General features: G+C 66.5%; 17 protein-coding genes and 1 tRNA gene. 6 read left to right on the forward strand and 12 right to left on the reverse strand.

Annotated features, from left to right (window positions below; genetic code table 11):
- Nucleotides 1-6 precede the first annotated feature (6 nt).
- The 6 genes from ACR9ZH_RS03950 to amaB form a co-directional block, all read right to left on the reverse strand.
- Nucleotides 7-1716, reverse strand: coding sequence for a GGDEF domain-containing protein (locus ACR9ZH_RS03950; RefSeq protein ID WP_481289451.1), 1710 nt, complete (start codon nucleotides 1714-1716; stop codon nucleotides 7-9).
- Nucleotides 1717-1858: 142 nt separating this feature from the next.
- The gene (ppk1, locus tag ACR9ZH_RS03955) at nucleotides 1859-4039 is read right to left on the reverse strand and encodes a polyphosphate kinase 1 (protein WP_481289452.1); all 2181 of its coding nucleotides are present in this window, start codon (nucleotides 4037-4039) and stop codon (nucleotides 1859-1861) included.
- A 117-nt stretch (nucleotides 4040-4156) separates the two neighbouring features.
- Entirely contained in the window at nucleotides 4157-5176 is a 1020-nt protein-coding gene (murB, locus tag ACR9ZH_RS03960) for a UDP-N-acetylmuramate dehydrogenase (RefSeq protein ID WP_481289480.1), read from the reverse strand.
- 17 nt (nucleotides 5177-5193) lie between these two features.
- Complete coding sequence (locus ACR9ZH_RS03965; protein WP_481289453.1) at nucleotides 5194-6222, reverse strand: quinone-dependent dihydroorotate dehydrogenase; 1029 nt, start codon at nucleotides 6220-6222, stop codon at nucleotides 5194-5196.
- Entirely contained in the window at nucleotides 6222-6989 is a 768-nt protein-coding gene (locus ACR9ZH_RS03970; protein WP_481289454.1) for a class I SAM-dependent methyltransferase, read from the reverse strand. The genes ACR9ZH_RS03965 and ACR9ZH_RS03970 overlap by 1 nt, the downstream gene beginning before the upstream one ends.
- A 16-nt stretch (nucleotides 6990-7005) precedes the next feature.
- Nucleotides 7006-8541, reverse strand: a complete 1536-nt coding sequence (amaB, locus tag ACR9ZH_RS03975) for an L-piperidine-6-carboxylate dehydrogenase (protein WP_481289455.1) — start codon at nucleotides 8539-8541, stop codon at nucleotides 7006-7008.
- A 181-nt stretch (nucleotides 8542-8722) separates the two neighbouring features.
- Between amaB and ACR9ZH_RS03980 the strand changes: the two genes are divergently transcribed.
- The 5 genes from ACR9ZH_RS03980 (at nucleotide 8723) to ACR9ZH_RS04000 (ending at nucleotide 12917) form a co-directional block, all read left to right on the forward strand.
- Entirely contained in the window at nucleotides 8723-8983 is a 261-nt protein-coding gene (locus ACR9ZH_RS03980; RefSeq protein ID WP_481289456.1) for a hypothetical protein, read from the forward strand.
- Nucleotides 8984-9039: 56 nt separating this feature from the next.
- The gene (locus ACR9ZH_RS03985; protein WP_481289457.1) at nucleotides 9040-9477 is read left to right on the forward strand and encodes a GFA family protein; all 438 of its coding nucleotides are present in this window, start codon (nucleotides 9040-9042) and stop codon (nucleotides 9475-9477) included.
- Between the two features lie 136 nt (nucleotides 9478-9613).
- A tRNA-Arg gene (locus ACR9ZH_RS03990) sits at nucleotides 9614-9690 on the forward strand.
- Between the two features lie 1325 nt (nucleotides 9691-11015).
- On the forward strand, nucleotides 11016-11339 hold the full coding sequence (locus tag ACR9ZH_RS03995; RefSeq protein ID WP_481289458.1) for a hypothetical protein: 324 nt from the start codon (nucleotides 11016-11018) through the stop codon (nucleotides 11337-11339).
- A gap of 189 nt (nucleotides 11340-11528) precedes the next feature.
- On the forward strand, nucleotides 11529-12917 hold the full coding sequence (locus ACR9ZH_RS04000) for an FAD-containing oxidoreductase (protein WP_481289459.1): 1389 nt from the start codon (nucleotides 11529-11531) through the stop codon (nucleotides 12915-12917).
- A gap of 9 nt (nucleotides 12918-12926) precedes the next feature.
- Here ACR9ZH_RS04000 and ACR9ZH_RS04005 read toward each other — a convergent pair whose 3' ends face one another.
- The 5 genes from ACR9ZH_RS04005 to ACR9ZH_RS04025 form a co-directional block, all read right to left on the reverse strand.
- Nucleotides 12927-14357: an aldehyde dehydrogenase family protein gene (locus ACR9ZH_RS04005; protein ID WP_481289481.1), complete on the reverse strand. Its 1431-nt coding sequence runs from the start codon at nucleotides 14355-14357 to the stop codon at nucleotides 12927-12929.
- Between the two features lie 72 nt (nucleotides 14358-14429).
- Nucleotides 14430-15773, reverse strand: a complete 1344-nt coding sequence (gene xseA / locus ACR9ZH_RS04010; protein WP_481289460.1) for an exodeoxyribonuclease VII large subunit — start codon at nucleotides 15771-15773, stop codon at nucleotides 14430-14432.
- Between the two features lie 143 nt (nucleotides 15774-15916).
- Nucleotides 15917-17524 (reverse strand): carboxyl transferase domain-containing protein, encoded by a 1608-nt coding sequence (locus tag ACR9ZH_RS04015; protein ID WP_481289461.1) that lies wholly within the window; start codon nucleotides 17522-17524, stop codon nucleotides 15917-15919.
- Between the two features lie 159 nt (nucleotides 17525-17683).
- Nucleotides 17684-18067, reverse strand: coding sequence for a hypothetical protein (locus tag ACR9ZH_RS04020; RefSeq protein WP_481289462.1), 384 nt, complete (start codon nucleotides 18065-18067; stop codon nucleotides 17684-17686).
- 155 nt (nucleotides 18068-18222) lie between these two features.
- Nucleotides 18223-19398 (reverse strand): thiolase family protein, encoded by a 1176-nt coding sequence (locus tag ACR9ZH_RS04025; protein ID WP_481289463.1) that lies wholly within the window; start codon nucleotides 19396-19398, stop codon nucleotides 18223-18225.
- 211 nt (nucleotides 19399-19609) lie between these two features.
- Here ACR9ZH_RS04025 and ACR9ZH_RS04030 point away from each other — a divergent pair, with 211 nt between their 5' ends.
- Nucleotides 19610-22417, forward strand: a complete 2808-nt coding sequence (locus tag ACR9ZH_RS04030; RefSeq protein ID WP_481289464.1) for a S8 family serine peptidase — start codon at nucleotides 19610-19612, stop codon at nucleotides 22415-22417.
- Between the two features lie 137 nt (nucleotides 22418-22554).
- On the opposite strand, the gene ACR9ZH_RS04035 is transcribed toward ACR9ZH_RS04030, so the two are convergent.
- Nucleotides 22555-23712, reverse strand: a complete 1158-nt coding sequence (locus tag ACR9ZH_RS04035) for an isovaleryl-CoA dehydrogenase (protein WP_481289465.1) — start codon at nucleotides 23710-23712, stop codon at nucleotides 22555-22557.
- Nucleotides 23713-23779 lie beyond the last annotated feature (67 nt).

Raw genomic sequence — 23779 nt, forward strand, 5'->3', positions numbered from 1 at the left:
GCACTCCTACCCGACTTCCGAGCGGCGAACCAGCACAGGCCCGACATGCCCCGCGCATATCGCCCGGTTTCGCCCGGCCAGCTTCGCCTGGTACATCGCCGCGTCTGCCCGTTCCACCAGCGACTGCACGGTGTCGGCAGGCATGCGCATGGCCACGCCAATGGATACCGTCAGCATGTCCGCCGTGCTCACGTGCACGTCGAGCCGATGGACGCGGCGGCACAGGCGCGTGGCGATCTGCATGGCGTTTTCCTTGTCCACGCCCTGGAGCAGCGCGACGAATTCCTCGCCGCCATAGCGGCCGACCAGGTCGGAGGGGCGCAGCTCCTGGCGCAACGCGGCGGCCACTGACACGAGGGCCTCGTCGCCAGCCGCGTGACCGTGCCGGTCGTTGAGCGCCTTGAAATGGTCCAGGTCGAAGAACAGCACCGCCACCGGCCGTGCAAGGCCTTGCTCGAGTACCTCCAGCGCCGCCTCGGTCCAGGCGCGGCGATTGAGCAGGCCGGTGAGCGGGTCGCTGTCGGCCAGTTCGCGCGCACGGTCGCGGTCGTGGCGGATGGTGAGGGCGCGGTCCGAGAGGCCGATGGACAGCACGATGGCCTCGAAGGCGCCCATGCCGATCGCCGCGTCGGGCAGCCAGGGCGCACCCGCCAGCATGCCCTGCTGCTGCGCCCCGCAGAGCGCGGTGAGGATGAGCAGGGGCGTCCAGCCGACCAGGAAGAACCAGGCATGGCGGGAGCCGCGAGCGGCGGCGAGCGCGCCGGCCACCAGGAGCAGGAGGGCGCCAAGCAGGACCAGCGGCTGCAGCAGCAGCTGCGCCATGCCGACCAGGATGCCGACGCCCGTGGCGCGCAGGACGATCAGGACGGGCATCACGACGGCGAACGACAGCACCGGCGTGCGCAGCAGGGGCACGTACTCGTCGACGCGGGCAAAGCGAAGCATGAAAAGGGCCGCGAAGGACACCGACAGCGCGGTGGCGGCCGCGCCCAGGTTGTCCGCCATCCCGGCGAGCGACTCCAGTTCCAGCGGATGGAAGACGAAGCCTGAGCGGAGCCCCTGGATCAGCGCATAGCAGACCAGGTAGGCCGCATACCAGCCGAAGGTCATGTCGCGCAGGATGAGGGCGAAACACAGCGCCATGAGCGCCATCGTCATCATCACGGCAAACGAGCCGGTCGCGAACACCATCCAGCTTCCGTCGTCGGTGAGGTAGTTGGGCCAGGAATCCATCGAGATCGTCACCGCGCCTGGCGCCGCGCCGCCCTGGAACTTGAGCAGGAGCGGACGCGAGGCGGGGATGGACTCCGGCACGTCGAAAATCAGCCGGCCGTGGCCGTGCAGCGGCGGCCCGAAATCTTCCAGCGACGTGGTGGCGACCAGGGTATTGCCGTCGTACAGCGACACGGCGCCCATGCCCGGATGGCGGACGCTGAGGACGCGGTCCCCGCTGGACCAGGGCGGCGGCGTGCGTACGACCACCCAGGTGCCGTCCGGCGAATTGGGCAGGATCTGCAGGCGGGCCGGATCGAAGGATGGAAACGGGCGCTGGGCAGCCTCGGCGAGGACCTCGGCCGGTTGGTCGCCGGGGCGGACCTCCCTGAACTCGGTCAGGAGCGACGTCGCTCCCGCGGCACCCGCGAAACAGAGACCACAGACTAGCGTCATCTGCAGGAGACGAAGGATCCACCCGTGCTGCCGGTTGCAGAAACGCATTCCGATACCCGCGACAAGCTTAGGCGCACCTCCCCGGTGCGCGGCGTGGATCCGGAAGCGTTTCCAGAGAAAGCCCGTCTCCCCCTGAACTGCGGGGCCATTGTGCCTCGCCCGCGAGAGAATGTCGCCTTGGCCGTTGGGGTTAGGTGAAAGTCCGGGGGTCGGGACTGCCGGGGGCCGCGATGCCCCCAAAGCGCTCCAGCAGCTGGGTCTGCGCATCCCGCACCGGCTGGCCGGACTGCGGCTGCAGCAGGGTGTACCCCCCGTCGGCCTGCTGGACCCAGGCCGAGTGATTATCGGCCAGGTACAGGTCCAGTTCGCGCCTGATCCGCTGGCGCAGCTTCTTGCCCTCCACCGGGAAGCAGGTTTCCACGCGCCGCTCCAGGTTGCGCTCCATGAGGTCGGCGCTGGCCAGGAAGAGGTCGGGCTCGCCGTCGTTGAGGAACCAGTAGACCCGGCTGTGCTCGAGGAAGCGGCCGACCACGGAGCGCACGCGGATGTTCTGCGAGACCCCGGGGATACCCGGGCGCAGGCAGCACATGCCACGCACGATCAGGTCGATCTTCACCCCCGCCTGGCTGGCGCGGTAGAGCGCGCGGATCACCTTCGGATCGGTGATCGCGTTGATCTTGCAGACGATCTCCGCTTTTTTCCCGGCCGCGGCATGGGCCGCCTCGCGGGCGATGAGGTCGAGCAGGCCCTTCTTCAGGGTGAACGGCGCATAGAGCATGCGCTTCATCTTCAGGGCCTTGCCCATGCCGGTGAGCAGGCGGAACAGGCGGTGCACGTCGTCGCAGAGCGCCTCGTCCGAAGTCAGCAGGCTGTAATCGGTGTAGAGGCGCGCATTGCCGGAGTGGTAATTGCCCGTGCCCAGGTGGGCGTAGCTCACCAGCTTGCCGGCTTCGCGCCGTTGCACGAGCATCAGCTTCGCATGTGTCTTCACCCCCACCACGCCGTAGGTCACGACGGCTCCGGCCTGCTGCAGGCGCGAGGCGAGGCTGAGGTTGGACTCCTCGTCGAAGCGCGCGCGCAGTTCCACCACCGCGGTGACTTCCTTGCCCGCCCGCGCGGCTTCCACCAGCGCGTCCACGATCTCGGAATTCGCGCCGCTGCGGTACAGCGTCTGCTTGATGGTGAGCACCTGCGGGTCCTTGGCCGCCTGGCGCAGGAAGTCGACCACCGGAGAGAACGATTCGAACGGGTGGTAGAGCAGGATGTCCTGCTTGCCGATCACCGTGAACATGTCTTCCGCTTCGGCCAGTGCCTTGGGCAGCGCCGGCACGAAGGCAGGAAACTGCAGGCGCGCATACGCCGGCTGCAGCGTCATCTCGAACAGGCGGGCGAGGTTCACTGGCCCGTTCACTTCGTACAGCGCATCGGCTTCCAGCGAGTACTGCTTCAGCAGGTAATCGACCAGCGGCTTGGGGCAGTTATCGGCCACCTCGAGGCGCACGGCGTCGCCGTAGCGGCGCGAGAACAGTTCGCCGCGCAGCGTGCGCGCGAGGTCCTCGACGTCTTCCGGATCGATGGTGAGATCGGCGTTGCGGGTGAGGCGGAACTGGTAGGAACCAAGCACGCGCATGCCCGGGAAGAGATCGTCGGCATGCGCATGGATGATGGACGACAGCAGCACGTAGTTGTCGCCGCCCTCGCACACCTCCGCCGGCAGCTGGATGAGGCGCGGCAGGATGCGTGGCGCCGGCACGATGGCCAGGCCGGAATCGCGGCCGAAGGCGTCGGCACCTTCCAGCTGGACGATGAAGTTGAGGCTCTTGTTCACCAGGCGCGGGAACGGATGCGTCGGGTCGAGGCCGATCGGCGTGACCAGCGGCGCCACCTCGTTGCGAAAATAGCGGCGCACCCAGACCTTCTGCTTGTGCGTCCACTGGTTGCGCCGGACGATGCGGATGCCTTCCTCCGCGAGGGCGGGAAGGATCTTCTCGTTGAGGATGGCGTACTGACGCTCGATCTGCCGGTGCGCCACCTCCGAGATTTCGGCGAGCGCACGGCGCGGCGGAATGCCGTCGGCGCCGATCATTTCGTGATCGAAGGCGATCTGCTGCTTCAGCCCGGCCACCCGGATCTCGAAGAACTCGTCCATGTTGGACGAGAAGATCAGCAGGAACTTGAGCCGTTCGATCAACGGCTTCGACTCGTCCAATGCCTGATCGAGCACGCGGATGTTGAACTGCAGCTGCGACAGCTCGCGATGGACGTACAGTGCCGGGTCGTTGAGATCGATATCCGGCGCGTCCACGGGCGTGGCCTGCCGGGCGGCGCCCTTCGCGGTGGTGGCGCTGGCGGCTTCGTTCGGTGGCGTCATCGTGTCCAAGCGGTGTCCTCGTCGCGGATCGCGACGCCCCCATGGTACGCCGCCCGCGGAAGCGTATGACGGTAGCCTTACAGCTCCGTGACACGGTCCTCCCGGACTTTCACCGGCCTAAACAATGAGTGGTTCGGGTTCCAGTACCACGCCGAATTTCGCCTGCACACCGGCGATCACCTTCTGTGCGAACGCCCACAGCTGCGGCCCGGTGGCCTTGCCATGGTTCACCAGCACCAGGGCGTGGCGGTTCGACATGCCCGCATCGCCGTCGCGTTCGCCCTTGAAACCGGCGGCTTCGATGAGCCAGCCCGCGGAGATCTTGGCCGTCCCGCCGGTATGCGGCCACACTGGCAGCCCGGGGTGGGCGAGGGCGAGCGCGTCCGCCTGCGCGGCGGGCACGATGGGGTTCTTGAAGAAGCTTCCGGCGTTACCGATGACGGCCGGATCGGGAAGCTTGCGCGAGCGCAGGCGGACCACGGCTTCGGCTACGTGGTAGGGCGTGGCTCGGGCCACGCCCAGCTTTTCCACTTCCTCGCGGATGCCGGCATAGTCCAGCGACAGCGGGCGCTCGCGCGGAAGCGCGAACGTGACCGCCACCACGATCCAGCGGCCAGGCTGCTGCTTGAAGGTGGAATCGCGATAGGAAAAGGCACATGCGGCCTTGTCCAGCACGACGAACTCGCCCTTGTGCGTATCCCAGGCTTCCACGGTGTCGATGAATTCCGCGACCTCGACGCCGTATGCGCCGATGTTCTGGATGGGCGACGCTCCGACCGTTCCCGGAATCAGGATGAGGTTCTCCAGGCCGGCATACCCCTGGCCCAGTGACCAGCGGACGAAATCGTCCCAGCGCTCGCCCGCTGCGACACGGATAAGCACGCGGTCGTCGCGCTGGAAGGTTTCCACGCCGCGGGTCGCCATCGCCAGTACCGTGCCGTCGATATCGCCCTTGATGAGCAGATTGCTGCCTTCGCCCAGCACGAGGACCTTGCCGGCCTTCACGGCGGGGTACGCGAGCAGTTCCGGAATCTTCATCGGATCGCGCACTTCGGCGAGAAGTTTTGCGCGCGCATCGACCCGCAGCGTGTTGCGGCCACCGAGCGGCGCGTCGCTGGCGAGGGTGAACCCGCCCATGTCGACCGGTCCGTTGTTCATGCCAGGATCCCGCGCCGGCGGATTTCCGCGACCGCTTCCGCGATCAGCTTCGGCCCGCGATAGACGAGGCCCGAGTAGACCTGCACCAGCGCCGCGCCCGCTTCCATTTTTTCGGCCGCCGTATCGCCGTCGAGGATGCCACCGACGCCGACGATCGGCAGCTTGTCGCCCAGCCGCGCGCGCATGCCGCGGAGGACGGCCGTGGATTTCGCGAAGAGCGGCCGGCCGGAGAGGCCGCCGCTCTGCTGGGCATTCGGATCGCCCGCCACCTCGGCACGGTCGATGGTCGTATTCGTGCAGATGACGCCGTCGATGCCCGAGGCGAGCAGCACGTCGGCGATCGCATCGAGTTCGGCTTCGGAAAGATCAGGCGCGATCTTCAGCAGCATGGGCTTGCGCTTGCCGTGCTGCGCGGCGAGGCGCTCCTGTGCGTCGCGCAGCACGCCGATGAAGCGGCGCAGCGTTTCCTCTTCCTGCAGGTCGCGCAGGCCCTGGGTATTGGGCGAGGAAATGTTCACGGTGATGTAGCTGGCCAGCGGATAGGCACGCTCGAGGCACAGCAGGTAATCGTCGATGGCACGCTCGTTCGGCGTGTCCTTGTTCTTGCCGATGTTGATGCCGAGCACGCCGCGGAAGGCGGCCTTCTCCACGTTGCGTACCAGTGTGTCGATGCCGCCGTTGTTGAAGCCGAGCCGGTTGATCACGGCCTCGTGCGCGGGCAAGCGGAACATGCGCGGCTTGTCGTTGCCAGCTTGCGGACGCGGCGTGACCGTGCCGATTTCCACGAAGCCGAAGCCGAGCGCGGCAAGGCCGTCGAGATGCTCTCCGTTCTTGTCCAGTCCGGCGGCGAGCCCTACCGGGTTCGGAAAATCGATGCCGAAGGAACGCACGGGAAGGTCGGACGGGGGTGTCGCGATCCATCCGGAGAGGCCGCTACGCTGCGCGACGTCCGAGGCGTACAGGGTGAGGCCGTGCGCGGTCTCGGCATCCAGCTTGAAGAGCAGGGGGCGGATCAGGTCGTACATCAGGCATCCGGTCGACCCGCGAAGATGCGGGTGTCGTAATCGAAATCGACCGTGCCGCCGTCCTGTGTCGCGTCGAAGAGCGCGCGCAGGGCGTGGAGCATCGGCTCGTGGTTGGGGTGGCCCGGCTTGGGCGCGTAGGAGGATGACATGAGGCGCCCGAGCAGGGCGTCGTAATCCAGCTTCTGTCCGTGGGGCACGCTGGCCATGCCGCGGTAACCCTTGCCGAACCAGCGCGCCATGGACTCGTCGTCGGTATAGCGTTCGGCCACGCCGAGGTAATCGAGGCCATATTCGAGCAGCAGGCGCTCGTAGCCTTCCAGGAACGGCGTGCCGACCAGCCGGCGCGAATTCCAGAACACGGCGACGAGCCCGTGGGGCGAGAGGATGCGCGCGAATTCCCGGCGTACCTTCTCCTTGTCGAACCAGTGGAACGCCTGCGCGGCGATGACCAGGTCCACCGAACCGCCGGCAAGGCCGGTGGCTTCGGCGCTGCCGTCCACGGCGTGGAAGCGGCCCTCGCTACCGAGCCAGCGCTCCGCCGCCGCGCGCATGGCGGCATTCGGTTCGACGGCCGTGACGCGGTGGCCGGCATCCAGGAACAGCTTGCTGGAAATGCCGGTGCCCGCGCCGATATCGGCCACGCTCCAGTCGGGATGGACACCCAGCCCGCGTAGCCAGTCGACCAGCGCCCGCGGGTAGTCCGGCCGGTAGCGGACATAGTCCTCGACGCGGTCGGAGAAGCGTTCCGTGGAGCGCAGGTCGTTCATGGCATCACCCGTTGCTTCAGAACTCGAACTTGATGCCCTGTGCCAGCGGCAAGGCGTCGGAGTAGTTGATGGTGTTGGTCTGGCGGCGCATGTAAACCTTCCACGCGTCCGAGCCCGACTCGCGGCCGCCGCCGGTTTCCTTTTCGCCACCGAAGGCCCCGCCGATCTCCGCACCCGAGGTGCCGATGTTCACGTTGGCGATGCCGCAGTCCGAACCGGCGGTGGAGAGATACTGCTCGGCTGCCTTCAGGTCCTGCGTGAAGATGGCGGAGGACAGGCCCTGCGGCACGGCGTTTTGCTGTGCGATGGCCTCGTCCAGCGTGTCGAACGGCATGACGTAGAGGATCGGCGCGAAGGTCTCCGTCTGCACCACCTCATCTGCATTGTCGAGGCCGGTGATGATCGTCGGCAGCACGAAGTTGCCCTTGCGATCGGTGAGGGCCTTGCCGCCGGTGCGCACGGTGCCGCCGGCGGCCTTGGCCTTCTCAATGGCGCCGAGGAAGGCCTGCACGGCTTCCGGGCTGTTCAGCGGGCCCATGAGCGTGGTGGACAGGGTCGGGTCGCCGATCTTCTGCTCCACCTGGCCGTAGGCCTTCACCAGCGTGTCCACCACGGCATCGTGGATGGACGCGTGCACGAACAGGCGGCGCGTGGTGGTGCAGCGCTGACCGGCGGTACCGACGGCGCCGAACACGATCGCGGGAATGGCCAGCTTCAGATCCGCCGACTTGTCGAGGATGATGGCGTTGTTGCCGCCCAGTTCGAGCAGGCTGCGGCCCATGCGTTTCGCCACGCGCTCGCCGACCATGCGACCGACCTTGGTGGAGCCGGTGAAGCTGATGAGCGGGATGCGCTTATCGTCGACGAAGGCCTGGGCCAGGTCGCTGCCGGCGTCGTTGAAGAGGAAGAAGATGTCCGGGAAGCCGCCTTCCTTGAGCGCCTCGTTGCAGATCTTCATCGTGGCGATGGCCGAGAGCGGCGTCTTCGGCGACGGCTTCCAGATGCAGATGTCGCCGCAGATCGCGGCCAGGAACGCGTTCCAGGCCCACACGGCCACCGGGAAGTTGAACGCGCTCACGATGCCAACCAGGCCGATGGGATGCCACTGCTCGTACATGCGGTGTCCCGGGCGCTCGGAGTGCATGGTGTTGCCGTAGAGCATGCGGCTCTGGCCGACGGCGAAATCGGCGATGTCGATCATCTCCTGCACTTCGCCGTCGCCTTCCGGCTTGATCTTGCCCATCTCGAGCGCGACCAGCGAACCCAGCGCATCTTTATGCTTGCGCAGCGCCTCACCGCACAGGCGCACGGCTTCGCCGCGGCGCGGGGCAGGGACGGTGCGCCACACGGCGAACGCTTCCTGCGCACGCTGCAAGATCGTCTCGTAATCGGCCGCACTGGACGCCTGCACCGTCGCGATGACCTCGCCGGTCGCCGGATTCACCGGGCTGAGCGTGCCGGCGTCGCTGGTGCCGGCCCATTGGCCGCGGCCCAGGTAGGTGCCGGACTCGGTGGCGTTGAGGCCGAGCGCTGCGAGGATCTTGGCGGACATGGGTGCTCCTATGACGGCACGGATAAAACCGCGATTCTAGCAAACAGCCCCTTCACGTCCCGTTGTGCGGCGCAGGACGGATGTCGTGATGGCGTCTGCATCGCCCGTTCCTGCGACGACTTCGCAAAGACGCGCGCAAGTCCATGCTGCACCTGAACTTCTCCAGCAGGCGGCCCGCTCTATGACCCGCGTCTACGAGATTCCCTACCAGCCCGACGAAGGCGCCACCTGGACGGTGTGCGTGGAAGGCCGCCCCATCGGGCGTTTCAGCTCCCGCTTCGACGCCCTGCGAGCCGCGGTCAACCGCGCTTCCGCCGAGGGGGGGGACGCCAGCATCGGGATCGAGGGCGCCGACGGCGTCTGGAGGCCGTTCGGCAGCGACGCCAAACGGCCCGCGCAGTTGCCGCCGCTGCCGCCGAGGCGGTTTTCGGTCGTTCGCTGAGGCATGGCAAGATTCCCGTCGCCGCCAGTGCGGTCCGACAGGAAGATTCCCCAGCCATGGCTACGCCCACGCTCCCCGACATCACCACATCCAAAGCTTCGTGCCATTGCGGTGCCGTCCAATTCACGGTGACGCTGACCGACGGCTTGCGCACTGCCCGCCGCTGCAATTGCTCTTACTGCCGCATGCGTGGCGCGGTGGCCGTGTCCGCCCCACTCCACGGCATCGTCGTCGAGCAGGGCGAGGACGCGTTGAGCGTCTATCAGTTCAATACCGGCACGGCGAAGCATTACTTCTGCTCGAAGTGCGGCATCTATACGTTTCACCAACGGCGTTCGAATACCGCGCAGTACGGGGTGAACGTCGCTTGCCTGCAGGGCATCAGTCCGTTCGACTTCGCGGAGGTGCCGGTGCTCAATGGGGTGAATCATCCGGCGGATAATCCGAGTGGGGCTGCCGCCACCGCGGGATTCCTCCGCTTCATCCCTGCATGAGGATGTCGCGACTCCGTTATTCCCGTGCTGCCTTCCGTTGCCCGCATAATGAAATCGTGCCAAGCACCGTCATAGTTGGTGTCCTCTGTTGAGACTTTTTCCTCGCGGCCTAGTTACGGTATGCTGAGTCGGATAAGGCCCCGTAGCTCAGCTGGATAGAGCGTCCCCCTCCTAAGGGGAAGGTCGCCCGTTCGAATCGGGCCGGGGTCACCATTTAAAGCCGCTCCGGGCTACGGCAGATTCAATATCACGCCATAAATCACCGCCGTGAGGACACCCTTAGAAGGTGAGCTTCGCCACGGCCGCATTGTGCCGCCGGGCGCCAAGTGCATATTTCTCGGTGATCTCGTAGTCGCTGTGACCGGCCAGGATCTGGATGCGCCGGAGCTGCACCCAGCCATGGCCAGGCGCGCGCAGAAGGTGTACCGGAGGCGATGTAGCGAGCCGCCGATGCCTGCCGCCTTGGCATCCCCGCGAACCAGTCGGAGAGGTGAAGCTGAGCGCGACAGACAAACGGCAACAGTCACCGCGACTGCATTGCGATGGGTCCCGGGGAAGCGCGCGCAGCTTAACCCTCGAAGTACGGTTGACCGGGCCAGCGAGGCACGAGGTCGCCGAAACCATGGAAACCTAACCAGTGCGTCGTGAAGCGTAGTCACGTGGTCCGAGCGTGTTGATGCGCGACAAGTGCTAGCGCGCCTCGCCTGAAGCGTTAGGAATCTTCGGCGAAGCCCCATGGGACATTGACCACACGTCGACGCCGCGCCCGCAACGCTCCCATGTTTCAAACAGGAGACTGGCATGGCGGATGACAAAAACAATATTGACCCAACCGACGCTAAACGTATCAACGTCAATGAGGACTATGAAGCCTCTGTTGGACGATCTCTTTGGAGGTATCGGAAGACCACTCCGCGCGGCCGTGAAAAAGGTTGGCATGATGGCGGATGATGTGCGACGCGAGTTCGGAAAGAGTCGAGGGTGTTCAATTCCACGAGAACCAGTGCGGGTTCTTGCGAGCGAAGGCCTCGTCAGCGGCTGAGCGCCGCGAGGCTGCAGAATGTTCCATTTCGCTATACCCATTCCGCACAGATGTCCGACTTTCGGCCTTGATCGGAGGCGGCTTCGCCACGTCTTCCCGGCGAGCTCGCCGACGTCTAGTTCCAATCGAACCAGATTGCGTCCATGGCGCTGGCCACCCTCAGCAGGGCCTCGCCGTAGTTCGAATGGGGCGGACCTCCGGCCGGACCGAGTCTCTCCAGAGCGCGCGCCGCGGCGGCCGCTACTCGACCGAACCCCGCCGAGGCTGCCTTGTCCACAATCAGGCTGGCCCTAAACCTCGCTTCGTCAAAGTCGCGATCTAGAGCGGCACAGTTCATTGCCTCGGCGTCCCGAGCGATATCTGCCGCAGCGAGGATGATTTCTTCGCGGGGGTCCATCGGATAAGTCTATCCCTGGCGAACGGTTACCGCGCAATCCTGCGCGCCTCCGGCGAATCATCCACGTTTCTGAGACCGGCCGCCGGTATCTTCTGCGGCATGTACAGCATCGCCGACATCGAATGGAAGAAGCCCTCCATCGAGGGAGCGGCTTGGTTTGCCCAGATCGAGGGCGTGAACGTCGGCTACGTGAGCAGTACCGCGTATCCTGATGGCCGCTGGCGATCGGTCGTCATCTCGAAGGCCGGCAAGGAGTTGTCCTGCTACGCCGGCAGCGAAGCCCAGGCGATGTATTTCGTGGAGCGGTACCTCAGCGCCCGCATGCCTGACGTCGACGAACTGGAGCGAGCGCGCAAGGCGCTGCGCGCCGCGAGCAATCTGCCGTTGCCTCGTAAGCCAAAGGGTCTTGAAGACCGATCATAGGGCCGATCCGGCGCTCTCGATCCGGTACGATGAGCACATCACAAGCACGCATCAGCCCCAAACCCGCATTCCAGGGCGACGCGTAAGCCCCCTTCTAAGGGGAAGGTCGCCCGTTCGAATCGGGCCGGGGTCACCAGTTCCAGCCCTCCGTCCGATACGATGGGCCGGTACCCACGCCGGAGAGCCGCCATGTTCCGTTCGTTCGACGCCATCATTGTCGGGGCAGGGCAGGCCGGGCCCGCTCTGGCGAACCGCCTGACCGGTGCGGGGAAGACCGTCGCCATCGTCGAACGGCACCTGGTCGGCGGCACCTGCGTCAATACCGGTTGCAAACCGACGAAAACACTCGTTGCGAGTGCCTACGCCGCTCGCCTCGCCCAGCGGGGCGCGGAATACGGTGTTGGCGTGGGCCCGATAACCATCGACATGCCAACCATCGCCGCGCGGGCGCGCAAGGTGATCCTCGATTCCCGCAAGAGCAATGAGGATTGGCTGGCCGGCATGCCAGGACTCACCCTCATTCGCGGACACGCCCGCTTCGTCGGCCCGCGGCGGCTCGAAGTGAACGGCGAAACGATCGAGGCGCCCCAGGTCTTTCTCAATGTGGGTGGACGGGCGAACGTGCCGGATTTTCCGGGTATCAGCGAGGTCGATTACCTCACGAACAGCACGATCATCCCGCTGGAATCCGTGCCCGGCCACCTCGTGGTCATCGGCGGGAGCTACATCGGGCTGGAATTCGCGCAGATGTACCGCCGCTTCGGCGCGAAGGTCACCGTGGTGGAGCAGGGCCCTCGCCTCGTCCAGCGCGAGGACGAGGACACGTCCGCGGAGATTCGCGCCATCCTCGAGGAGGAGGGTATCGAGGTGCGCACGAATGCGTGCTGCGTACGTCTTGGCAGGCGCCCCGACGGCGTGACGGTCGGCGTCGACTGTACCGAAGGTGCGCCGGAGGTCATCGGCACGCATGTCCTGCTCGCCGTGGGGCGCCGGCCGAATACGGACGACTTGGGACTTGAACTGGCTGGCATCGAAACGGACGAGCGCGGCTACGTGAGGGTCGATGACGGCCTTGCGACGACCGCCGAAGGGGTCTGGGCCATGGGCGACTGCAACGGCAAGGGCGCCTTCACCCATACCGCGTGGAACGATTACGAAATCGTCGCCGCGAACCTCCTCGACGGGGATGCGCGCAAGGTGAGTGACCGCATCCTGGGCTACGCCCTATACGTGGATCCCCCGCTGGGCCGCGTTGGCCTGACTGAGGCGCAGGCACGCGAGACAGGAAGGCGGCTGCTCGTTTCCACGCGACCCATGACGCGGGTCGGCCGGGCTGTCGAGAAAGGCGAGACGCGCGGATTCATGAAGGTCGTGGCGGACGCGGAGACGAAGAAGATCCTCGGGGCGGCCATCCTCGGAACGGGCGGCGACGAGGCCATCCACGGCATCCTCGACATGATGAACGCCGACGCCTCCATCGGCACCCTACAGTGGGCGGTACCGATCCATCCGACGGTGTCGGAGCTCATCCCCACGCTCATCGGCGACCTGCAGCCGGCTGGGCCAGTTCCGGCTTAACCCACGACCTCAAATATCGCGAATCACCAGCAACCGCGTTTCCGACATATCATCGATCGCATAGCGCACCCCCTCGCGCCCAAGCCCCGACGACTTCACCCCACCATAAGGCATGTTGTCGACGCGGAAGCTCGGCACGTCGTTGACGATCACCCCGCCTTGTTCCAGCGTGTCCCACGCTTGCATCGTATGGTGCAGGTCGTTGGTGAAGACACCTGCCTGCAACCCGAAGTCGGAGTCGTTGACGGTGGCGAGCGCCTCGTCGAAGGAAAGGAATCGCTGCAGCAGCGCGACCGGGCCGAACGCTTCCATCCGCTGCAGCTTCGCGTCGCCCGGCACGTTTTCGAGCAGCGTTGCCTCGAGCATGGCGCCTTTGCGGCCGCCGCCGCAGAGGACGCGCGCGCCGGCCTTGCGGGCCTCGGCGATCCAGCCTTCGAGCCGTTCCGCCGCGGCAGTATCGATCATGGGACCCAGGAAGGTCGACTTCTTCTTCGGGTCGCCTGCCTTCAAGGCTTTAACCTTCGCGACCAGCTTCTTGCGTAGCGCGTCATAAACGTCGTCGTGCACGAGGATACGCTGGACGCTGATACAGCTTTGCCCGGACTGGTAGAAGGCGCCGAAGACCAGGCGCTCCACCACGGCGTCGAGGCGGTGGCCCTGGTCGCCGTCCACGATGCAGGCGGCGTTGCCGCCGAGTTCCAGCACGACCTTCTTGTGGCCGGCCTTCGCCTTGAGGTCCCAGCCGACGAGGCCGCCGGTGAACGAGAGCAGCTTCAGGCGCGGATCGGTGACCAGCGCTTCCGCGTCTTTCCCTTCCATCGGCAGGATAGAAAAGGCGCCCTTGGGCAGGTCGGTCTCGGCCAGTACCTCGCCGATGATCAGCGCACCCAGCGGCGTCCTCTCGGCGGGCTTGAGCACGAACGGACACCCGGCGGCGATGGCGGGTGCGACCTTGTGCGCGACGAGGTTGAGCGGGAAGTTGAAGGGGGTGATGAAGGCTACCGGTCCGAGCGGCACCCGCCGGGTGTAGCCGTGGTAGCCGGCACTGCGTTCGGAGATCTCCAGGTTGAGCGTTTCTCCGTTGATGCGTACCGCTTCCTCGGCCGCGATCTTGAAGGTCTCGATGAGGCGGGTGACTTCGCCGGCCGAATCCCTGATCGGCTTGCCTGCTTCGACGCAGAGCGCATAGGCCAGTTCGTCGCGGCGCTCGCGAAAACGCTCGACGCAATGTTCCAGGACGGCCTGGCGCTGGTAGGGCCGGAAGCGCTTCATCGCGGCACGGGCGTCGTGTGCGGCCCCTATGGCCTTCTCCAATGCAGCCGCGTCGGGGAGGGCGACGCGCGTGGCGACTTCGCCCGTGTACTTGTCGACGACATCGAGCTTCGCCTTGCCTTTGACGGGGGCGTTCGCGAGGTAGTACGGGTAGTTCTTCCGGAGCACGGGGAGGGATCCCTGCGGTGGCGACGTCGCCATGATGGTATCCGCAGCGTTCAGTTCCTGTGAGACCTGCGACTAGTCCTCGCGCAACAGCCTGAGCTCGCCCTCGCCGAGCATCACGCGTACCCGCTCGCCGACCGCGACGTCCGCGGCACGCCGCACGATGGCGTCGCGCTCGTCGAAGACGATGGCATAGCCACGCTCCAGCGTCGCGAGAGGGCTGACGGCGTGCAGCGTGCGTGCCTGCTGGGCGAGGCGCAGGCGGTCGCGCTCGATGCGCCGCGACATGCTGGCAGCCATGCGCTGGCGCAGCTCGGAAAGGCGGATGCGCGAGGGCACGAGGCGCAGCTTCGGGTGTTGCGCGGCGAGCCGCGCCTGCAGGCGATCGAGACGCGCGCGGCGAAGATGGTTGGACTGGCCGATGGAAACGAAGAGCCGCCGGTGCAGCGAGTCGAGCCGGTTCGCGTCGCGGGCCAGGCGCGCCTGCGGGCGCTGCGCGTTGAGCCGGGCCTGCCAGTGATCGCTGCGCTGGGCCAGCGCCTGCAGCCGCCGTGCCATCAGGGTCGCCATGCGCTGGCGTAGGCGCTCCAGCCGGCGTGCGAGATCCGCACGATCGGGCACGAGCAGCTCCGCGGCTGCGGACGGCGTGGCCGCGCGCAGGTCGGCCACGAAGTCGGCGATGGTGAAATCCACCTCATGGCCCACGGCGGAGACGACGGGGACGGCGCTGGCGTGGATGGCGCGTGCGACGGTCTCGTCGTTGAAGGCCCAGAGGTCTTCGAGCGAACCGCCGCCGCGGGTCACCAGCAGGACGTCGTAGCGCCCGCTGGCCGATGCGCGGCGTAGCATCGAAGCGATCGCCGGTGGCGCCTCGCGGCCCTGCACCGGCACCGGCAGCACCTCGACCTCGGCAAGGCCGAAACGGCGCCCGATCACGCTTAGCACGTCACGGACGGCGGCACCCGAAGGAGAGGTGATGACGCCGATCCGTCGCGGGAAAGCGGGCAGGGCGCGCTTGCGCTCCAGGGCGAACAGGCCTTCGGCACCGAGGCGTGCCTTGAGCTGTTCGAATTCCCGCTGCAAGGCGCCTTCGCCCGCCGGCTCCATGTGGTCGGCGACCAGCTGGAACTCGCCGCGTGCCTCGTAGAGGCCGACTTTTGCGCGCATGAGCACGTGCATGCCATCGACGGGGCGGAAGCGCAGCCGCGAGGCCGCCATGCGGAACATGGCGCAGCGCACCTGGGCGTGCGCGTCCTTCAGGGTGAAGTACACATGGCCGGACGAAGGCCGGGACACGTTCGACAGTTCGCCCTCGATCCACACGCCCATCGGCAGGGCGTCTTCCAGCAGGTCACGCACCAGCCGGTTGAGGCCGGACGGTGTCAGTATTTCGGGCGGCGCGCGATCGTGGTCGGACATGGACCCCCGAGGTTAGCATGGCCCTGCATTCCGTAGGAGCGCGCCCGCGCGCGACATGTTTTGAGGCCGTGACCCGGAGCTGGCGCGCAAGCTTCAGAACCGAGGCGAAAGGCTCAGCGCGCGCTGGGCGCGCTCCTACGACGTTACATGCGGAAGACGCCGAAGCGGCCCTGCTCGATCGGCGCGTTGAGCGATGCCGAGATGGCCAGGCCGAGGACCCGGCGTGTGTCGGCGGGATCGATGATGCCGTCGTCCCACAAGCGCGCACTGGCGTAGTAAGGGTGGCCCTGGCGCTCGTACTGCTCGCGGATGGGCGCCTTGAAGGCTTCCTCGTCTTCCGCGCTCCACTGGCCGCCGCCTGCTTCGATCCCGTCGCGGCGCACCGTGGCGAGCACCGACGCGGCCTGTTCGCCGCCCATGACGCTGATGCGTGCGTTCGGCCACATCCAGAGGAAGCGTGCGCCATAGGCACGGCCGCACATGGCGTAGTTACCCGCGCCAAAGCTGCCGCCTATCACCACGGTGAACTTGGGCACGTGCGAACAGGCCACGGCCGTGACCATCTTCGCGCCGTCCTTCGCGATGCCGCCGTTCTCGTACTTGCGGCCGACCATGAAGCCCGTGATGTTCTGCAGGAACACCAGCGGCACGTTGCGCTGGTTGCACAGTTCGATGAAGTGCGCGCCCTTCTGCGCCGATTCGCCGAACAGGATGCCATTGTTCGCGACGATGCCCACCGGATAGCCATGGATATGCGCAAAGCCGGTGACCAGCGTCTTCCCGTAGCGCGCCTTGAACTCGTGGAACTCGGAATCGTCGACGAGCCGGGCGATCACCTCGCGGATGTCGAACGGACGGCGCGTGTCCTCGGGAATCACGCCGTATAGTTCCTCGGCGGCAAAGCGCGGTTCCAGCGGCGTGCGTACCGCCAGCGGCTGCTTCTTCACCCGGTTGAGCGAACCGACGATGTCGCGCGCGATGGCCAGCGCGTGCGCATCGTTCTCGGCGAAATGATCGGCGACGCCGGATACCGAGGTGTGCACGTCCGCGCCGCCAAGCGCCTCGGCATCCACCACTTCGCCCGTGGCCGCCTTCACCAGCGGCGGGCCGCCGAGGAAGATGGTGCCCTGCTCGCGGACGATGATGGTTTCGTCGCTCATGGCCGGCACGTAGGCGCCGCCGGCGGTGCACGAGCCCATCACCACCGCGATCTGCGGAATGCCCTGCGCGCTCATGCGCGCCTGATTGTAGAAGATGCGGCCGAAGTGCTCGCGGTCTGGAAAGACCTCATCCTGCAGCGGCAGGAAGGCGCCGCCGGAGTCCACCAGGTAAATGCAGGGCAGGCGGTTTTCCATCGCCACTTCCTGCGCACGCAGGTGCTTCTTCACCGTCATCGGGAAGTAGGTGCCGCCTTTAACCGTGGCGTCGTTGGCCAACACCACCACTTCCTGTCCCTTCACCCGGCCGATGCCCGCGATGACGCCGGCAGCCGGTGCCGCGTCGTCGTACATCCCATGCGCGGCGAGCGGGGCGATTTCGAGGAAGGGCGAGCCCGGATCGAGCAGGGCGCGGATACGCTCGCGCGGGAGCAGCTTGCCGCGCGCGACGTGTTTCTCGCGCGCTTTCGCACCGCCACCTTCCGCCGTGCGCCGCAGCGTCTCACGCAAATCTTCGGTCAGTGCGCGCAGGCGCAGGCTGGCGGCCTGGAATTCGGCGGAACGGGTATCGAGCTGCGAATGGAGAATGGGCATATGCGTTCGTGCTTGGACGAAACGGCCATCATACCGGGGCGGGCGTGGACGAAAACGCTGCGTTGCGGCAGGACTCGCTGCCGGGGCAGCGCTAACGGGCAATAAAAAAACGGCCGCCCGAAGGCGACCGTTTTCCGGAGCAGAAATAACCGGGAAGGCTTACTTCTTATTGTCGTCCGCAGCGCTCTTGGCGTTATCGGCGGCATCCTTGGCCTGATCAGCCGACTTGTCGGCCTGATCGGCGGCGTTGGAAGCAGCGTCCTTCGCGGTGTCGGAAGCGCCACCGGCCGTCGAGGCCGAAGCGGCCTGCTGGGCCTGCGCAGCGGCGTCCTTGGCCTGGTCAGCAGACTGCTGAGCCTGGTCGGCGGCCTGGGAGGTCGCGGCGTTCTGCGACTGGTCGGCGGCCTGCTGGGCCTTGTCTGCCTGCTGCTGGGCATCGGCAGCCGACTTCTGGGCGTCTTGCGCGGAATCCTGCGCGCCGTTGCTGCAAGCTGCCAGAAGCGCGACGAGCGCAGAGGCGAGAAGGGTACGCGTCAAATTCATTATGTTTCTCCTTAGCCGTGGAATGCCGTTAGGCGGGCGTATTAATAGCTCAGTTGTAGTTACTTAGCTACACGTGGAGCCATTTCGCTTCAGGGCGCATTAAAACCTGGCCATATCGCGTGATTCTTCGATACGTGCGCCTTTCGACGTCGGCTTCACACCACTTCGATGGCGATCGCCGTTGCCTCGCCGCCACCGATGCAGAGCGCGGCGACGCCCTTTTTTGCCCCACGTGCCGTCAACGCATTGAGAAGAGTCACCACGATACGGGCGCCGCTGGCCCCGATCGGGTGGCCAAGGGCGCAGGCGCCGCCATGCACGTTGATCTTGTCGTGGGGCACGCCGAGTTCGCGCATCACGGCCATCGGAACCACCGCAAAGGCTTCATTGATCTCGAAAAGATCCACCTCGCCGACGTTCCAGCCGGCCTTTTCCAGCACCTTGGAAATGGCGCCCACGGGAGCCGTGGTGAACCATTCCGGCTCCTGCGAATGGGTGGCGTGCGCGACGATGCGCGCCAGCGGAGTCACGCCGCGCGCCTTGGCGTCGTCGGCCGAAAGGATGACCAGCGCCGCGGCTCCGTCCGAGATGCTGGACGAGCTGGCCGCCGTGATCGTGCCGTTTTCCTTGCGGAAGGCCGCGCGCAGGGTCGGGATCTTGGCCACGTCCGAGCGGCCGGGCTGTTCGTCTTCCACGAAGTCCTGCGGACCCTTGCGCCCCTGGACCGTCACCGGAACGATCTCGTTGGCGAACGCGCCATTCTTCTGCGCGGCCTGCGCGCGCTCCACGGAAGCGATGGCGTAAGCGTCCTGTTCCTCACGCGAAAAATGGTACTTGTCGGCGCACTGCTCGCCGAAAACGCCCATCGACTTCCCGTCATAGGGGTTGGTCAGGCCGTCCCAGGCCATGTGGTCCACCAGCTGGCCGTCGCCGTAGCGGATGCCGGTACGGGCGGCGACCATGTGCGGCGCATTGGTCATCGATTCCATGCCGCCGGCTACCACGATGCTGGCCGAGCCGGCCTTGATCAGGTCGTGCGCGAGCATCATGGCCTTCATGCCGGAACCGCACACCTTGTTGACCGTGGTGCAGCCGGTGGAGGTCGGCAGGCCCGCCTCGAGCGACGCCTGGCGGGCAGGGGCCTGGCCGAGGTTGGCCGGGAGCACGCAGCCCATGATCACTTCGCTCACGTCCGCCGGCGCGATGCCGGCCTGCTCGAGGGCGGCCTTGATGGCGATGGAGCCCAGCCTGGGGGTGGGGACGCCGGTGAACTGGCCGAGGAAGGAACCGATGGCGGTGCGCTTGGCACCCGCGATGACGATGTCGGACATGGGGTACTCCGTGAGACTCGGATGGCCGCTTTTGGAGGCGGAAAACCCTGCAAGTATCGCCCGGCGGGCAGTAGCGGGGCAATGTGCGCCGCGGCAGGCCCGGGCGGGAACCTGGCTTGCGTTTTTCCCTTAAAAAATTGTGGCAATATCGTCCATGGGGCGCCCGGGGAGGGATGAGGGCGCAGACATTGATGTCAGACCAGGGGACAACGTGAATACGATCACTATGCCGCGTCGGCGCGACATCGCGCTGGCTATCGCCGTGGGTGTGAGCCTGACCGCCTGTGGCGGTGGAGGGGGCTCACGCAACAATTACAACGTTCCCGCGATCGTCGAGCCGCCTCCGCCGCCACCCCCGCCACCGCCTCCGGCAGCACCGACCTTCAGCGTTCCCGCTGACGTCCAGCTGTCCGCAACCAATGCGAAGGCCGCGCAGGACGCAGGCGCGAAAGGCGAGAAGGTAACGATCGCCATCGTCGATTCGGGGGTGACCAGGAGCAATCCGGCCCTCGAGGGGCGCGTGACGAAGAGCTTCGTCTACGTCGACCCGGCGGTAAACAACACGGCCGTCGACGACGTGGTGGGACACGGCACCGTCGTCGCGGAAATCGCGGCGGGTGTTGCCACCGGTTATTTCGCCGGCGGCATCGCCCCGGCGGCGAACCTCGTGTCGGCCCGCGTCATCGCGGACAAGACGCCCACCGACGACGGTTCCGGACAGGGCAACAAGGTGACCACCGCGGATCCGCTCGGCGAGATCAATGCCGACGTCATCGCCGCGGGCGCCCAGATCATCAACAATTCGTGGGGCGGGCTGTATTGGGACGCCGGGGCCAGTGCGACGACGGCGAGCTTCGCCAACGCATACGCCACCGCCGCCGCCGATACGCTCTACGTATTCGCCGCCGGCAACAACGGCGATGCCGATCCATCCACGCTTGCCGCGCTGCCGAGCCGCGTGCCGGCCCTCGAGAAGGGCTGGCTGGCGGTCGTCGCGCTGGACAGCAACCACCTCGACACCATCGCCTCGTACTCGAACCACTGCGGCATCGCGATGGACTACTGCCTCGCGGCTCCCGGTGGCGTGGTGGCGCTTGCACCCACGGCTACGGCCACCAACCTGACCTACGTCGAAGGGAGCGGTACCTCGTTCGCCGCTCCGCAGGTGTCCGGCGCGGCGGCCGTGGTCAAGGGCGTGTTCCCGACGCTGTCGATGGACGCGGTGCGGCAGATCATCCTCGGCACCGCCGACGATCTCGGCGCCACCGGCCCGGATCCGGTCTTCGGTTACGGCAGGCTCGACGTGGGCAAGGCGATCCACGGTCCCGGCCGGGTGGACTGGGGCGAACTGCCGGTCGACCTCGACCAGAATGTGGTCACGTTCTCCAATCCCGTCGCCGGCCTCGGCGGATTCGCGGTCAACGGCGCCGGCACCCTGGTGCTGTCGAGCAGCGGCAACACCTTCACCGGCAACAGCACGATCGGTAACGGCGCCACGCTCGATTCGAGCGGATTCTTCCCGGGCTCGGCCACCATCCTCAATACCGGCATGCTGATCGCACGCGGCAACATCGGAGGCTCGGTGACGAACCAGGGCATGCTCCAGTCGACCGCCGCGGATACCCGGATCAACGGCAACTTCACCCAGGGTCCGACCGGGCAGCTCCGCGTGGTGATCGGCGCACCCGTAGCCGTCGGCGGGGTGGCTACGCTGGATGGCGATTTCCATGTCTCCGGCGTGACCGACGGCTATGTGAAGACAGCGCACCAGGCGGTGCTCACCGCCGGTACGGTTACCGGAACCTTCGCCAGCCTGTCGACCGATCCGAGCGTTTTCCTGTCCACCTCGCTGCAGTACGCGCCCACGGAAGTCTGGGTGGATACGTCGAACATCTCCGTGGTGAAGGTGGCTTCGACGACCATGTCGACCTCCGCAGCGGCATTGTCGTCGGCCGCGCGCCTCGACGGCGCGTTCGGGCAACTGGATCAGGTCCTGTCGTCGCCGGTCTCGGCCCCGGCCGTTGCGCAGGGCACGCTGCTCGCCGCGGGCGGCATCCAGCAATCGCGTGATACGCAGACGGCGCAGGCATCGCTCGAGTCCCTTTCGGGGCAGCTTTACGCGGCCGGCACGGCGGTGACCCTGGCTGGCATCGATGCGAGCAACGATGCGCTCATGTCCCATCTGGACCAGCAGGGCACCGGCTCGTGGACGCAGTCGCTCGGCTACCAGGGCGGGTTGAACCGCGGCGGATTCGGCAAGGTCGGCTTCAATCTCGACGGCGGCCTCGTTGGCCACGATGTGCGCTTCGGCAACAACGGCTTTGCCGGCGTGGCCGTGGCACAGATGAGCACCAACGGCCAGCTCGACGGCAGCTTCGACCGCCAGCGCACTCATGCCACGCAGGGCATGTTCTATGCCGGCTCGCGCGGTGCGAACTGGTACGGCGTCGGCCAGGTCGGCTACGGCAGTTTCCGTGGCACCATGCAGCGCATGCTGCGTTTCGGCGACCAGGCGGCGTTTGCCGGTGCTGACCTCAACGGCAGCTACAACGCCGCGTATGGTGAGGTCGGCTTCCGCACGAACGCGGGCGCGTTCACCCTCACGCCGTTCGCCAACGTGCAGTACGCGAGCATCCGCCGCGACGGCTTCCAGGAAAACGGTGGCGACGGTTTCGGTCTCGCCGCGGACGGGCACACCACGTCGCGCTGGCAGGCCGGCTTCGGCCTGCGTGCGGGCGGCTCGTGGCTGACCTCGGCCGGCAAGCTGCAACTCAATGCGAAGCTGGGTTGGCAGAACGCGTTCGCGACGAAGGGCGAAGTGTTCGCCGCGCGCTACACCGGCTTCGCCCAGTGGGCGCCCGTTGACGGCATCGGCTTGTCGCGCCGCGCCGGCACCGCAGGCCTGAACCTGTCGCTGGACATGAGCGCACGCACGCAGCTGGGCTTCGACGTGGACCAGCGCTTCGCCGATCGCGATCACTCGCGCTCGGCGAGGGCATCGTTCCGGATGAACTGGTAGCTCCCGGATAACCGCCAACTGGTAACTCCGGTATAACCACCGTCGTCCCTGCGCAGGCAGGGACCGAGTGACTTCAACGCTCGGATGATCCCGAGCTCAAGTCGCTGGGTTCCTGCCTGCGCAGGAACGACGTGGCGTTACGACTTGCCGTGGAACAGTTCGCGGCCGATCAGCATGCGTCGGATCTCGTTCGTTCCGGCGCCAATCTCGTAGAGCTTGGCGTCGCGAAGCAGGCGGCCGGCCGGGAACTCGTTGATGTAGCCGTTGCCGCCGAGGGCCTGGATCGCTTCCAGCGCCACCTTCACCGCATTGGTCGATGCATTGAGCAGGCAGGCTGCCGGATCGATGCGCGACTTCACTCCATTGTCGAACTGCTGCGCCACCATGTACGCGAAGCCGCGGGACGACTGCAGCGCGGTGTACATGTCGGCGATCTTCGCCTGCATCATGCCGAACGTGCCGATCGGCGCGTTGAACTGCTTGCGCTCGCGCACGTAGGGCAGCACGAGGTCCACGGCGGCCTGCATGATGCCGATGGGGCCGCCTGAGAGCACCAGGCGTTCGGTGTCGAGGCCGCCCATGAGTACGCGCACGCCTTCGTTCACTTCGCCGACGACGTTCTCGGCCGGGATCTCGCAATTGTCGAATACCAGCTCGCAGGTGTTCGAGCCGCGCATGCCGAGCTTGTCTAGCTTCTGCGCGGTGGAGAAGCCCTTCATGCCCTTCTCGATGATGAAGGCGGTCATGCAGCGGCTGCCGGCGGGCCGCGGCGCCGTGCGCATGTACACCAGCAGCACGTCGGCGTCGGGGCCGTTGGTGATCCACATCTTCGAACCGTTGGCGACCCAGGTATCGCCGACGAGTTCGGCATGGCAGCTCATCGATCCGACCACGTCGGAGCCCGCGCCGGGTTCGCTCATCGCGAGCGCGCCCACCCATTCGCCGCTGGCGAGCTTTGGCAGGTATTTGCGCCGTTGCGCGTCGTTGCCGTTGTGATAGATGTTCTGCACGCACAGGTTCGAGTGCGCGCCATAGGACAGACCCACCGAGGCGGAGGCACGCGAGATCTCCTCCATCGCGATCATGTGCGCGAGGAAGCCCAGGCCGGAACCGCCGAACTCTTCCGGAATGGTGACGCCAAGCAGGCCCATGTCGCCGAACTTGCGCCAGAGGTCTTCCGGGAACACGTTCTCGCGATCGATACGGTCGGCGCGCGGCGCGATCTCCTTCTCGGCGAAAGCGTGGACGCTTTCGCGCAGGAGGTCGAGGTCTTCACCGAGGGAAAACGGGCGCATGGTTACTCCGGGGGAATGCAAGGAAAGCTGCCCATCGTAGCTCGCACCCGGGCACAAGCCACGGCGC

This window comes from Luteibacter sp. SVR4-7G, from assembly GCF_056755555.1.